Source organism: Pseudoalteromonas sp. TB25 (genome assembly GCF_000497995.1).
GTDB classification, from domain to species: Bacteria; Pseudomonadota; Gammaproteobacteria; order Enterobacterales; family Alteromonadaceae; genus Pseudoalteromonas; species Pseudoalteromonas distincta.
Map to the genome: position 1 here is coordinate 1 of NZ_AUTI01000358.1, position 12141 is coordinate 12141.

General features: G+C 37.8%; 17 protein-coding genes. 11 read left to right on the plus strand and 6 right to left on the minus strand.

From position 1 onward, the window contains the following. The 3 genes from nrdA to yfaE form a co-directional block, all read left to right on the plus strand. Positions 1–1627 (plus strand): class 1a ribonucleoside-diphosphate reductase subunit alpha (nrdA, locus tag L652_RS01000000123905; protein WP_024603533.1); only part of this gene is annotated, 1627 nt, incomplete at its 5' end. Positions 1628–1692: 65 nt separating this feature from the next. Then, complete coding sequence (gene nrdB / locus L652_RS0115125) at positions 1693–2823, plus strand: class Ia ribonucleoside-diphosphate reductase subunit beta (protein WP_002961159.1); 1131 nt, start codon at positions 1693–1695, stop codon at positions 2821–2823. Next, complete coding sequence (gene yfaE / locus L652_RS0115130) at positions 2823–3095, plus strand: class I ribonucleotide reductase maintenance protein YfaE (protein WP_024590148.1); 273 nt, start codon at positions 2823–2825, stop codon at positions 3093–3095. The genes nrdB and yfaE overlap by 1 nt, the downstream gene beginning before the upstream one ends. A gap of 35 nt (positions 3096–3130) precedes the next feature. On the opposite strand, the gene L652_RS0115135 is transcribed toward yfaE, so the two are convergent. Beyond that, positions 3131–3718 (minus strand): DUF1287 domain-containing protein, encoded by a 588-nt coding sequence (locus L652_RS0115135; RefSeq protein WP_024597260.1) that lies wholly within the window; start codon positions 3716–3718, stop codon positions 3131–3133. A 27-nt stretch (positions 3719–3745) separates the two neighbouring features. After that, complete coding sequence (locus tag L652_RS0115140) at positions 3746–4219, minus strand: hypothetical protein (RefSeq protein WP_024597259.1); 474 nt, start codon at positions 4217–4219, stop codon at positions 3746–3748. A gap of 293 nt (positions 4220–4512) precedes the next feature. Between L652_RS0115140 and L652_RS0115145 the strand changes: the two genes are divergently transcribed. From L652_RS0115145 to L652_RS1000000125510, 6 genes are all read left to right on the plus strand, one after another. Then, positions 4513–4923, plus strand: a complete 411-nt coding sequence (locus L652_RS0115145; protein WP_024597258.1) for a hypothetical protein — start codon at positions 4513–4515, stop codon at positions 4921–4923. A gap of 53 nt (positions 4924–4976) precedes the next feature. After that, the gene (locus tag L652_RS0115150) at positions 4977–5324 is read left to right on the plus strand and encodes a hypothetical protein (protein ID WP_024597257.1); all 348 of its coding nucleotides are present in this window, start codon (positions 4977–4979) and stop codon (positions 5322–5324) included. Positions 5325–5484: 160 nt separating this feature from the next. Continuing rightward, positions 5485–5679 (plus strand): hypothetical protein, encoded by a 195-nt coding sequence (locus L652_RS1000000125495; RefSeq protein WP_253947740.1) that lies wholly within the window; start codon positions 5485–5487, stop codon positions 5677–5679. Between the two features lie 60 nt (positions 5680–5739). Further along, positions 5740–5844 (plus strand): hypothetical protein, encoded by a 105-nt coding sequence (locus L652_RS1000000125500; RefSeq protein ID WP_253947739.1) that lies wholly within the window; start codon positions 5740–5742, stop codon positions 5842–5844. Between the two features lie 96 nt (positions 5845–5940). Continuing rightward, positions 5941–6339, plus strand: a complete 399-nt coding sequence (locus tag L652_RS1000000125505) for a hypothetical protein (RefSeq protein ID WP_253947738.1) — start codon at positions 5941–5943, stop codon at positions 6337–6339. Then, positions 6312–6473 carry a hypothetical protein gene (locus L652_RS1000000125510; protein ID WP_253947737.1) on the plus strand — a complete coding sequence of 54 codons (162 nt, stop codon included), beginning with the start codon at positions 6312–6314 and terminating at the stop codon, positions 6471–6473. The genes L652_RS1000000125505 and L652_RS1000000125510 overlap by 28 nt, the downstream gene beginning before the upstream one ends. A 137-nt stretch (positions 6474–6610) precedes the next feature. On the opposite strand, the gene L652_RS0115160 is transcribed toward L652_RS1000000125510, so the two are convergent. Both L652_RS0115160 and L652_RS0115165 read right to left on the minus strand, forming a co-directional pair. Next, positions 6611–7039: a hypothetical protein gene (locus tag L652_RS0115160; RefSeq protein ID WP_002961147.1), complete on the minus strand. Its 429-nt coding sequence runs from the start codon at positions 7037–7039 to the stop codon at positions 6611–6613. 199 nt (positions 7040–7238) lie between these two features. After that, positions 7239–7418: a hypothetical protein gene (locus tag L652_RS0115165; RefSeq protein WP_024597256.1), complete on the minus strand. Its 180-nt coding sequence runs from the start codon at positions 7416–7418 to the stop codon at positions 7239–7241. Positions 7419–7698: 280 nt separating this feature from the next. Here L652_RS0115165 and L652_RS0115170 point away from each other — a divergent pair, with 280 nt between their 5' ends. Both L652_RS0115170 and L652_RS0115175 read left to right on the plus strand, forming a co-directional pair. Continuing rightward, positions 7699–8088 (plus strand): YkgJ family cysteine cluster protein, encoded by a 390-nt coding sequence (locus L652_RS0115170; RefSeq protein ID WP_024597255.1) that lies wholly within the window; start codon positions 7699–7701, stop codon positions 8086–8088. 215 nt (positions 8089–8303) lie between these two features. Beyond that, positions 8304–10673: a TonB-dependent receptor gene (locus L652_RS0115175; protein ID WP_024597254.1), complete on the plus strand. Its 2370-nt coding sequence runs from the start codon at positions 8304–8306 to the stop codon at positions 10671–10673. A 361-nt stretch (positions 10674–11034) separates the two neighbouring features. Here L652_RS0115175 and L652_RS0115180 read toward each other — a convergent pair whose 3' ends face one another. Both L652_RS0115180 and L652_RS0115185 read right to left on the minus strand, forming a co-directional pair. Further along, positions 11035–11655 carry an FKBP-type peptidyl-prolyl cis-trans isomerase gene (locus L652_RS0115180; RefSeq protein WP_002962890.1) on the minus strand — a complete coding sequence of 207 codons (621 nt, stop codon included), beginning with the start codon at positions 11653–11655 and terminating at the stop codon, positions 11035–11037. Positions 11656–11724: 69 nt separating this feature from the next. Beyond that, on the minus strand, positions 11725–12111 hold the full coding sequence (locus tag L652_RS0115185; RefSeq protein WP_024597253.1) for a hypothetical protein: 387 nt from the start codon (positions 12109–12111) through the stop codon (positions 11725–11727). Positions 12112–12141 lie beyond the last annotated feature (30 nt).

A 12141-nucleotide genomic window follows, 5' to 3' on the forward strand; every position in this document is an offset into this window, starting at 1 on the left:
TCGCCAGTTTAGCTCGTGTGTATTGATTGAATGTGGCGACAGCCTTGATTCAATCAATGCAACGTCGTCAGCTATTGTTAAATACGTTTCACAACGTGCGGGAATTGGTATTAATGCAGGTCGAATTCGTGCGCTAGGTAGCCATATTCGTAACGGCGAAGCGTATCACACAGGTTGTATCCCTTTTTATAAGCACTTTCAAACAGCGGTTAAAAGTTGTTCACAAGGTGGTGTACGTGGCGGCGCAGCAACATTATTCTACCCGCTTTGGCATTTAGAAGTAGAGAACCTACTTGTACTTAAAAATAACCGTGGTGTAGATGATAACCGCGTTCGCCACCTAGATTACGGCGTACAGTTTAATAAATTAATGTACTCTCGTTTAATTAAAGATGATTACATTACATTATTTAGCCCATCAGATGTGCCTGGCCTTTATGATGCATTTTTTGAAGACCAAGCTGAGTTTGACGCACTTTACGTTAAATACGAACAAGACGAGTCTATTCGTAAAAAACGCATTAAAGCCATTGAGCTTTTCTCTATGTTTGCGCAAGAGCGTGCAAGTACTGGTCGTATTTATTTACAAAATGTGGATCACTGTAATACACACAGCCCATTTATTTCTAAAGTTGCGCCAATTCGCCAATCTAACTTATGTTTAGAAATTGCATTGCCAACTAAGCCACTTAATAACGTGAATGACGAAGAAGGCGAAATTGCCCTTTGTACACTTTCTGCGTTTAACCTAGGTGCAATAGAGTCACTTGATGAGCTTGAAGAGCTAGCTGAACTTGCAGTACGCGCACTTGATAACTTACTTGATTTCCAAGACTACCCTGTACCGGCTGCTAAAAATGCAACTATGGGTCGTCGTACACTAGGAATAGGCGTAATTAACTACGCATACTACCTAGCTAAAAACGGTAAACGTTATTCTGATGGCAGCGCTAATGCATTAACACATAAAACCTTTGAAGCTATTCAATATTACTTAATGAAAGCATCAAACGAGCTTGCTAAAGAGCGTGGCGCATGTCCTAAGTTTAACGAAACAACGTATTCACAAGGTATTATGCCAACAGATACGTACAAACGTGATTTAGATAAAATTTGTGATGAGCCACTTCATCTTGATTGGGATACACTACGTGCAAGTATTAAAGAGCACGGTATGCGTAACTCAACACTAAGTGCATTAATGCCATCAGAAACATCGTCGCAAATCTCTAACGCAACTAACGGTATTGAGCCACCACGTGGACATATTAGCGTTAAAGCAAGTAAAGACGGTATTTTAAAACAAGTTGTTCCTGAGTATGAGCGTTTAAAAGATCAGTACGAGCTACTATGGGACATTCCATCAAACGATGGTTATTTACAGCTTGTTGGCATAATGCAAAAATTTGTTGACCAAACAATTTCTGCAAATACAAATTATGATCCAAACAAGTTCGAAGGCGGTAAAGTACCTATGCAAGTCTTATTAAAAGACTTACTAAGCGCGTACAAACTAGGTGTTAAAACCTTGTATTACCACAATACTCGCGATGGCGCCTCAGATTCACAAGAAGATGCTCCAGAAGTGGAAGATGACGATTGTGAAGGCGGCGCGTGTAAAATATAACTGCTGATTTTTATTTTAAGCGGGCATTTAGCCCGCTTTTTCTGATAGTTTTTTGAGTGATAAAAATGTCTTATACTACTTTTAGCCGAAACCATAATAACCAAATGCAAGAGCCAATGTTTTTTGGCCAAACTGTAAACGTATCTCGTTACGACCAACAAAAATACCCAATTTTTGAAAAATTAATTGAAAAGCAACTGTCTTTCTTTTGGCGTCCTGAGGAAGTAGATGTAAGTAAAGACCGTTTAGACTTTCAAGCATTACCAGATCACGAAAAGCATATATTTTTAAGCAACTTAAAATACCAAACACTGCTTGATAGTGTACAAGGTCGTTCGCCAAACGTGGCTCTACTTCCAATTGTATCGCTACCAGAGCTTGAAACATGGATAGAAACGTGGGCGTTCAGTGAAACAATTCACAGCCGCTCATACACGCATATTATCCGTAACGTAACACAAGCACCTGAGCTTATTTTTGATGACATTGTTAGCAACGATAAAATTAGCGAACGTGCTGATGCCGTAACTAAATACTACGATGACTTAATTAACTCTGTATCGCTTTACAACTTATACGGTGAAGGCAAACACGAGATTAACGGTAAAACAGTTATCATTAATTTATTTGAGCTTAAAAAGAAACTTTACCTGGCTATGATGTCAGTAAATATTCTTGAAGCGATTCGCTTTTACGTAAGCTTTGCATGTTCGTTTGCATTTGCTGAGCGCGAGCTAATGGAAGGTAACGCTAAAATCATCAAGCTAATTGCACGCGATGAAGCACTTCACCTTTCTGGTACTCAGCATATTTTAAACATTATGCAAGACGGTAAGGACGATCCAGAAATGGCGATTGTTGCTGCCCAGTGCCGCGACGAAGCAATTAAAATGTTTGTTGATGCTGCAGAGCAAGAAAAAGAGTGGGCCGAATACTTATTTAAAGATGGTTCAATGATTGGCTTAAATAAACATATTTTATGTCAGTACGTTGAATACATTACCAATGCACGTATGACTGCGATTGGTTTGCCAGCACAGTTTGAAAATAACAGTAACCCTATCCCGTGGATAAACTCGTGGTTAGTGTCTGATAACGTGCAAGTAGCACCACAAGAAGCAGAAATAAGCTCATACCTTGTTGGTCAAATAGACTCTCAAGTTGATGCATCAGAATTTGGTGATTTTGATTTATAATGAGTGACAAGTCTACTGCAAGCATAACGCTTGCAGAAAACAGCCAGTGTATAGAATTTACCGCTGGCTGCCCTTCTCTTTTACAGTGCTTAGAATCCATGAAAATAGACGTCGCATTCCAATGCCGCGAAGGTTACTGCGGCGCCTGTAGAGCAACGTTAGTGTCAGGTAGTGTTGAATATAACGAAGAGCCACTTGCGTTTGTGCGCGAAGGCGAAATACTGTTGTGCTGCTGTAAACCCAATGGCAATGTAAGTATTGATCTGAAATAAAAATCAATACTTACATCCATCGTTTATTAAACTTATCAATAGTGTGGAACGAACCGGTAATGTCCGGTAATTTTATAATCAAAAAGCATATCGCTTTTTTGCGGACCACGCCCTATATTATGCACAATAAGTGGGTTACCCGTATCTTGAGATAACTCATTAATCACCATACCTATATGAGGTAAATTACCTGGTAACATCCACGTTACTATATCGCCGGTTTTATAATCACTCACTTTGTTGGATTCACTCAATACGTTTGCATGGCGCTCAAAGTAAGCTTGTAAATTTGGAACACGTCGGTGATCTATATTTTTATCAGGCTTAGTTAAGCCCCAAATACGTTTAGATGGATACAGCGCAAAGTTTTTTTGCATGTCTTCGTGCACGAGTTTCTGTAAATCAACACCTAACTTTCTATAACTTCTAATTATTACATCGGTGCACACACCTATATTTTTAGGTACATCCCCACCAGGGTAGCCAATAGAGCGATAAGCGCCGTCGTAAGTCACATCATGAGTTGTACGCTCAAGCAGAGCTGAAACAATATCTTCTTCAAACGATGCTGCATTACTATTTATACACGCTAAAGTAAGTAAACACCCAATAATTCTGTACATATAAACTCCTTTAAATCTAAAATTGAGTTACAGCGTTTGGGCTACGTGCCTAAGAACGTCTATTTTATTGCCTTTACTTGCAAATTGCGTATCCAGAGCATATGCCATTTTTTCAAGCGGAGCGTCGTTATATCCTACATGTTGGATTTCGCTAATGTAACGCATCATAAACGCGTCAGGACCAAGTTTAAGCCACTGCGCTACATGCACAAGCTCATGAAAATGAACCCTCAAATCTTTTGCAACCTCAGGAAGTAGGTAATAGGTATTTTTATACGTTATACCCGCCGCGTCCATATCGACAAAATCACCTAGACCCATTTCTCGCAGACCCGCAAAGTCTGGCTTTGGTATTTGGTCTACAACAACGTAATACGCGTTTTTTAAAAACTCGCTAGAATAAAACCCATAAAATTCATTACTGAATTTATCACAACTCACTTTTTGACTGCTGTATTTTAAATTTGTAGCGTCAATCCAATTTTCTATTTGTTCTAGCACAGCTCCTCTCCTAAAGTACAAATGCAACACACCATGTGTAAACCTTAATCTAATATTTTAGTAAATTTTTTAACCAGCACTTTTAGTATTAACACCTCGCAACTAGCGAAGAAAATAGAACGCATAGAATATCTAAACAAAAAGCTCTAAATCAAAATTATCATATAAGCATAACCGGTCTATAAACAGTAAAAACCTTTTTTATACTTTTTAAAGTGTTATTATTTGTAACTAAAACAGTAACACTTAAAATCATGTATAATTTTACTAATACACTCTTTCGTATGAAAATAATGCGTTTCAGTTCCATTGTCTTACTGGTCATATTAAGTAATACAGTAAATGCTGAAAATATAAAACCGTTCACATCAGATGGCTGTAGTGCTTTTCCGGACGGCACGACAAAAGATAAAAAGTTGTGGCTTGCATGTTGTAAAGCGCACGACTACGCCTACTGGCAAGGTGGCACTTATTGGCAACGTTTAGAAGCAGATAAAGCCTTGCAACAGTGTGTTATTGAAGCCGGCGAAACGAGTATAGCGAACATTATGCTTGCTGGAGTTCGATTTGGTGGCAGCCCTTATATACCATCGACTTTCAGATGGGGCTATGGTTGGCCCTATCCTAGGTTATATCAAGCATTAACAGCTGATGAAATTAAGCAAATTGCTGCTTTAAAAACGGTATTAACTCAAACCAATTAACACATTGTGAAAAACTGGGTTATGCAAATAATATCAAAAGGAATTGAATCACTATGCTTATACTGTTAAGTGTCATTTTAACTTTGTTTCCAACGGTAATATCTTATTTTGTTTCACGTAATTACGCTAAAAAGGCTAAAGCGACTAATAAAGGTGCTTACATCAGAGCTGTGCTTTGGCCTAGTGTTTTCTCGTGGACACTATTTGCTGCTGTTGGGCACGGTGCAATCACCTTCCCCTTACCTTCAACGTTTGCGCTCGTGTTATATATGTTTCTATATGACGAACGCGGTATCTATTTCCATCCTCACATATTTTTAAGCCCAACGATTCCAATAGCCGTTTATTTAATAAGCTATTTCAAATACAAAAAAGCGGTCAATAAAGAGCTAACGCCCTAGCCCACTGTTGGCTCATCAGTATCTTATAAGGTCCAAAGCTGCACTTACTCCTGCTGTACACTTCTTTGCTGTGAAACTACAACGTTATTATCTGAATATAAATGTGTAAATAACAGGTCTGGTAAATAAAGCGACATTACCAAAAATAACGAGTTTACTAATGCACCCAGATATACAAAAAAGCCTTAAAGTAAAACCTGCTCACATCGTCTCATTTATTGTGTATTTATTAGTTTCAATATCTACGTTTACCGCTCAAGTATATGCCGCTGATGCTGTATGGCCTTCAAAAACCACTTACAAATATGCAAATGTAAACGGTAAAAAGATATTTTACCGAGAAGCTGGCGCGTAGCATAAGCAAACCATTGTACTTTTACATGGGTATCCGTCGTCTTCACACAGCTACCGAGAATTGATCCCACTCTTATCAGGTCGTTATCATGTGATTGCACCTGATTATTTAGGCTCTGGTTATAGCGCACGCCCAAACCCAAAAACTCAAAAATATACTTTTTAATTACTAGCTCAATACGTTGAAGGATTACTAACAACACTTAAAGTAAAGCGCTACAGCCTTTATATACAGGACTTTGGAGCTCCTGTGGGCTTTAGAATGTTGTTAAATAACCCAAATAAACTTGATGCACTTATTGTACAAAATGGTAATGCGTATTTAGAGGGGCTAACCCTACCGAGGCAAGCTTTTTTTAAAGCCGCGAATGAGGACAAATCACAAGCGCAGAGTGATAAAATTTATTCGTTCACGTCTAATAAAGCCATTATTAATAAGCAATATTTACGAGACGTACAAAGTAACCCAGAAGTAATGAGCCCTGATAGCTGGACGCACGATCTTCACTTTTTACAAACTAAATCCGATAGAGTAATTCAAGTACAATTGCTACAAGATTACTACAATAACCTTCTCGACTACCCTAAATGGCAAGCTTATTTACGCAAGTACCAACCAGCAACATTAATTGTATGGGTAAAAACGACCCTGCGTTTATAGCCGCAGGCGCTAAAGCATATTTAAAAGGTGTACCGAACGCTGAAATACATTTACTCGATTCAGGACACTTTAGTGTTGAAGAAAAACCAGTTGAGATTGCAAAGTACATTGTGAACTTTATGGATAAGCTATAAATAGCGGAAATAAAAAACGCTGAGGGTATAAACCATCAGCGTTTCATTAAATTGTACTAACTTAAGCTAAATCCAAAGAAATAGTATTTAATATGGGTAACTGTCAGATCAAGTCTGAGCTAGTAAATTTTAAGTATTTAACCTTCTTCTTCAATAAGTGACTCTAGTAGATCGTGTATTTCAGCTTTAAGCTCTTTATCTTCAATTTTATTAGCACTAACCTTAGCATTTTGAAGATTTTTAATAGCCTCGTCTTTTTGACCAAGTTCTAGCTGCAGTGTAGCCATTGAAAAAGAAACTGATGACATGTGATCTTTGTTATTAATCGCAACAGACTTTTCTAATGCTTTTTCATAAGTCGTGATTGCCTCTTCTAGCTCTTCGGTAAAATCAGCCAAAGTTTCCCATTGTACTGGGTGATCTTTTGAGGTATTTTCGTTTTCAATACAAATCGCTTTTAATTGAGCAAATAAAGATTCAAATTTTTCTCGGTTATTTTTGTTAGCCGCCGCCATTAAATCTTCTGCTAGGTCATGTACCGCTTTATATATTTTTGTATTCATCATCACTGGTTATCCTTTAGTGCAACTAAACTAATTTACTGACTCAATTTAGCTAAAATGTATCATTACAGTCATTATAAAATGTATTTAAACAACTGATTTATTTAATTTGGTGTATAGCGTAATAATACATTAATAATGAACATCGCGTAGGCGTTAAACACACTGTAATTAAACTTTATCGCAATTACTCTTAGTAACCTCACACACTGCATAAACTTGCAACCCAATCCAACGTAAAGATGGTCGTAAACACTTTAAGTGCAATGACAACTATAAATAATAAGATGATTGCCGCTTTGGCTTTACTACTTTTGAGGTTGTTCCAATATAATAACTTTGCATTAAATTCTGTTTTTAACTTAGTAACAGCTTCTTTCATAATTACATCCTACTTAGGGATCCCGCTCAGCAACATTTAATAACTACAAAACTGCCCAAGCAGGTTTCATAATATTTTTCGCCACCTTAGAGTAAAGCATTAAATAAAGCCTGTACTATATAAAATGTAACAAGGGGTTTTAACTTAAGTTATTGTATCTAACTTTTTTACACACCCAAAAAGCAAATACTGGGGCAATTCAGTAGAGCGTTAATAATAAATTTGGTGCTACACTAATACCTAACTTAAATGTGTTAACAGCCAACTAAATTAGCAAATTATGAAAGAGTGCAACCAGTGTGGTAAATGCTGTATTAAATATGGTGGCGGCGACTTAAGCGCAACGAAAGAAGAAATAGGTTTATGGGAGCTCTTTAACCCCGAAATTTATGAGTACGTTAAAAACAACGAAATTTGGTTTGACCCAAAAACAGGCTTAAGACTTCAAGTGTGCCCATTTTTAGAAATTGCGCCTAAAAAGGAGCCTCTCGCTAAAAATATGTATACCTGCAGTATTTACCTTGACCGTCCAGAAGACTGCCGTCACTACCCTAGCCTTATTTCAGAGATGATCCGCGACGAATGCGAAATGATTGAATCTATAGATATAACAAACCAGACAAGAGCGCAGCATAAACTAGATTTGATAATGATAGATAGCCGCTCTTAAATACCCAGATAAACCTGCAGCGCTATGAGTCTCGCACTTAAATAAATAAGTATTTCTATTAACATACCTATTATTATAATTTTTATAAAATTGGTTTAATCGTCATTTTTAGATCATTCATCGCAAAACACAAAGTTATACTATAACATTGTTGATTCACTGATTTTGCGGTGTTATATTATATCACAACATAATAACCGCGAACCAATATATCCATGACAAAGTTAACATTAATCTCCTCTGCTATTTTTTCTGTTTTATGTTCTCAATCAGCTTTGGCTGCCACTGTTACTGGTAAAGTAATGGATGATAAAAATCAACCAATCAAAAATGCCTCAATTCATGTGCATGGCAAAAACCAAAGCGTTAAAAGTAATGATTTAGGCGAATTTGCTATAGAAATCGATGCAAATAGCCAATTACATATTAGTAAAGACAACTACGTAGACTCTCGTATTGCTGTAAGCGAATCTTCAAATAATCTGTCTGTGTCACTTAAACCAACATCAGTTGAGACAGTGGTTGTTTATGCCTCTGCACTTCATAAAAATAGCCTCGAGATGATATCGCCAGTAAGCGTGCTCTCAGGTGATGAATTAAGAAATAAATCTAAACCAACTCTTGGTGAAACGCTAAAAGGTTTACCAGGCGTAAATGCAAGTTACTTTGGCCCTGTATCATCAAGCCCAATTATTCGTGGTTTAGATGGCCCTCGCGTTAAAATCACACAAAACGGATTAGATGCCAGCGATGCATCACGTATTGGCCCAGACCATGCGACATCAAGCGATAGCCTAGCAGCAGAACAAATTGAAGTATTACGTGGCCCAAGTACCCTACTTTATGGCTCTGGTGCAATTGGCGGTGTTGTAAACGTGGTTGATAACCGCATTCCTACAGACAATATCGACGAGCTTACGGGTGCTGCTGAATACAGCCACGATACAGTGTCAAACTCAAACACAGTAGCTGCAAAACTTGAAACAGGTAATGAAGGCTTTAACTTTCATTTTGATGGCACTAAGCGCAATGGCGATGATTACCAAACACCTACCTTCACTATTGCCGACGATGATGGCGATGTAGAAACAGAGAGTTCTGTAGAAAATACTTTTATTGATAGCGAAACACTTAACTTTGGTACTAGCTATGTTGGCGATCATTTAACGATTGGTTTTTCGTACGGTAGTATTGATACCGATTACGGTATTCCTGGGCATGAGCATCATCACGATCACGAAGGTGAAACTGAAGAAGAGCATGCAGAACATGAAGACGAAGCAGCTGAAGAGCCGGTTTATGCACATTTAGAGCAAGATCGCTGGCAAGGGCTTGTAAGTTACGCCCTTCATAATAACTGGATTGAAACCATCAACCTACGTGTTGGCTACACAGATTACTCGCACAGCGAAATTGAAGATGGCGAAATTGGTACTACTTTTAAAAATAAAACGACTGAAGCACGTTTAAATGTAGAGCATAAGTTTGCTGATTGGCACGGAATGATGGGCTATCACTACAGCGATTCTGACTACGATGCAATTGGTGAAGAAGCCTTTACACCCGCAAGTGTAACTACAACTAACGCATTATATTTACTAGAAGAGCGTGAATTTGGCGACATTACAATTGAACTTGGCGCACGTGTTGAAGATTACAAAATTGAAAGCCAAATCACGGCACACGAGCATAGCCACGATGAAGTAGAAATAGATCACAGCGACGAAGAAACCATTGGGTATGATGAAAGTTTTACCAATTTAAGTGCCTCTGCTGGTGCCATTTGGCAATACAAGCCAGGTCATAGTATCGCTACGAGTATTTCTCATTCAGAACGAGCACCACTTTCGGCAGAGCTTTTATCTAACGGTTTACACATTGCAACTGGCACTTACGAGCTAGGCCTTGGTTACAATATTGAAGATAATGAAGCGCACTTTGAGCCAGAAAATATCAAGCAGGAAACTTCAACAAACTTAGATTTAAGCTTTAGACGCTTTAGCGGTGATTTTGGTTACACCGTTAACTTTTTCTATAACGATATCAAAAACTTTTATTTTCAAGAAAATACGGGGTTAGTTTACGATGAAGAAGATGGTTTAGAATCAGCTATTGGTGCACATGACGATGCTGTTGCGGTTTATCAATTTACAAGTAAAGACGCAGAGCTTTATGGAATTGAGTTTGACGCGCATTACCAAGTAACACCAAGCGCTATGGTTAAAGTATTTGGTGACTCAACTCGTGCAAAACTAAAAGACGACGAAGGTAATTTACCACGTATCCCTGCCAATAAATTAGGCTCTGAGTTACAGTACGATTTAGGTGACTTACAACTAACATTAACGGGTACTCATTACTTTGATCAAAACGATGTAACTGCCTTTGAAACTCAAACTGATGGCTATACGTTATTTGATGCACAAGCTAATTACCAATTAGGTTTAGGCAGTGTCGATGCACAGCTGTATATAAACGTTGATAACATTACTGATGAGTTAGGTTTTGTACATAGCTCATTTATTAAAGATAAAGCCCCACTACCAGGCAGAAACTTCCGCTTTGGTGTTCGTGGCTATTTTTAATAATTAAAAGTAGTTTTAGTTTATAAACCGCATTTTATTAATGCGGTTTTTTTATTTTTAGAATATATAATATCGATCGGCAATAATACTTGATCAATTCAAGGGATTAAACTTTGCGCTAACTGCGTAAAAAATTATGATATACGACTGCATTGATGCAAAAGGTAGAGCAATGCAGGAGCAATTAGTGATAACAATTAGTTAAAAAAGTTTTTGCCTTGTTATCAACCCTATTTTCTTAGCGCAAAATAGATCACTTAATTAATCGAATTGGTATAAAACACTTAGATTACAGACACAAAAAAGCCGTATTCAGATTGAATACGGCTTTTTAAACTCTTAATTTTAAAATTTATTTAAATTAAGAAATGATTTCGTGTAGTTCAACGTCAAATACAAGCGTTGAGAAAGGTGCGATTGCAGCACCTGCGCCACGTTCACCATAAGCAAGCTCATGAGGAACGTAGATACGCCATTTAGTACCTACAGGCATCATTTGTAATGCTTCAGTCCAGCCTTTGATCACGCCACCAACTGGAAATTCAGCTGGTTGACCGCGCTCGTATGAGCTATCAAACACAGTACCGTTAATTAGTGTACCGTGGTAATCAACACGTACTGTAGACTCAGCTGTTGGCTTTTCGCCTTCGCCAGTCGCTAGTACTTCGTATTGAAGACCAGACTCAGTTACTGTGATTTCAGGACGTTTTGCGTTTTCTTCTAAGAATGCAATACCTTCGGCAGAAAGTACTTTAGATTCTTCTTCACGACGAGCTTGGATCTCTTCGTTAATCTTTTCGAATGCAGCTTGAATCTCAGGGATCTCAACTTGAAATGCGCTACCAGCGTACGCATCTTTCATGCCTTCAAATACTGAATTTAGGTTTAAGCCTTCAAAAGGATTAGACTTAAGTTGCTCACCCATTTGTAAGCCAATACCGTAACTTGCTTTTTCAGCATCTGTAGTAAAATTATCTGACATAATGTGTTTTTCACGTTTTGTTAGTTAAAAGACACTTGTATGCTATCACAAAATAAACCCCGTTTGGGGCTAGTTTTTGCTGAGTTTTAGCTTAATTAGGCCAACAATATAACTACAAAGCGGTAAAGTGAATAAAATTCCAACAAGTAAAGGAATAGCTAATAATCCAGATTCACCAGACAATAAAAATGGCACTGCAACTAAGCCTACTAAACCAATAAAAGCAGAGCCAATTACTGGCCAATGTTTATCATATTTAGTAATAAGATGGGCAGCCAAAATATTAAAACCAAGACCATAAGCAAAAGCGGTAATTAATGGATATTCTGGCTGTGCGTCGACCGCCATTTTTGCCAACAAGCTAATAGCACTTTGATAGCAGTAACCAAATACCACCCATAATAAAAGATGTTTTATTAATAGCTGTGAGGTTGATAGGTTCGTTGCTTTAGTCATTAATTAAACTCCACAAAGCAAAAAACCGCC

Excerpts from the sequence above, each read along its gene's own strand:
- nrdB (WP_002961159.1), top strand. The coding sequence starts at position 1,693 with ATGTCTTATACTACTTTTAGCCGAAACCATAATAACCAAATGCAAGAG.
- yfaE (WP_024590148.1), top strand. The coding sequence starts at position 2,823 with ATGAGTGACAAGTCTACTGCAAGCATAACGCTTGCAGAAAACAGCCAG.
- L652_RS0115135 (WP_024597260.1), bottom strand. The coding sequence starts at position 3,718 with ATGTACAGAATTATTGGGTGTTTACTTACTTTAGCGTGTATAAATAGT.
- L652_RS0115145 (WP_024597258.1), top strand. The coding sequence starts at position 4,513 with ATGCGTTTCAGTTCCATTGTCTTACTGGTCATATTAAGTAATACAGTA.
- L652_RS0115150 (WP_024597257.1), top strand. The coding sequence starts at position 4,977 with ATGCTTATACTGTTAAGTGTCATTTTAACTTTGTTTCCAACGGTAATA.
- L652_RS1000000125495 (WP_253947740.1), top strand. The coding sequence starts at position 5,485 with ATGCACCCAGATATACAAAAAAGCCTTAAAGTAAAACCTGCTCACATC.
- L652_RS1000000125505 (WP_253947738.1), top strand. The coding sequence starts at position 5,941 with ATGTTGTTAAATAACCCAAATAAACTTGATGCACTTATTGTACAAAAT.
- L652_RS1000000125510 (WP_253947737.1), top strand. The coding sequence starts at position 6,312 with ATGGGTAAAAACGACCCTGCGTTTATAGCCGCAGGCGCTAAAGCATAT.
- L652_RS0115160 (WP_002961147.1), bottom strand. The coding sequence starts at position 7,039 with ATGATGAATACAAAAATATATAAAGCGGTACATGACCTAGCAGAAGAT.
- L652_RS0115165 (WP_024597256.1), bottom strand. The coding sequence starts at position 7,418 with ATGAAAGAAGCTGTTACTAAGTTAAAAACAGAATTTAATGCAAAGTTA.
- L652_RS0115170 (WP_024597255.1), top strand. The coding sequence starts at position 7,699 with ATGAAAGAGTGCAACCAGTGTGGTAAATGCTGTATTAAATATGGTGGC.
- L652_RS0115175 (WP_024597254.1), top strand. The coding sequence starts at position 8,304 with ATGACAAAGTTAACATTAATCTCCTCTGCTATTTTTTCTGTTTTATGT.
- L652_RS0115180 (WP_002962890.1), bottom strand. The coding sequence starts at position 11,655 with ATGTCAGATAATTTTACTACAGATGCTGAAAAAGCAAGTTACGGTATT.
- L652_RS0115185 (WP_024597253.1), bottom strand. The coding sequence starts at position 12,111 with ATGACTAAAGCAACGAACCTATCAACCTCACAGCTATTAATAAAACAT.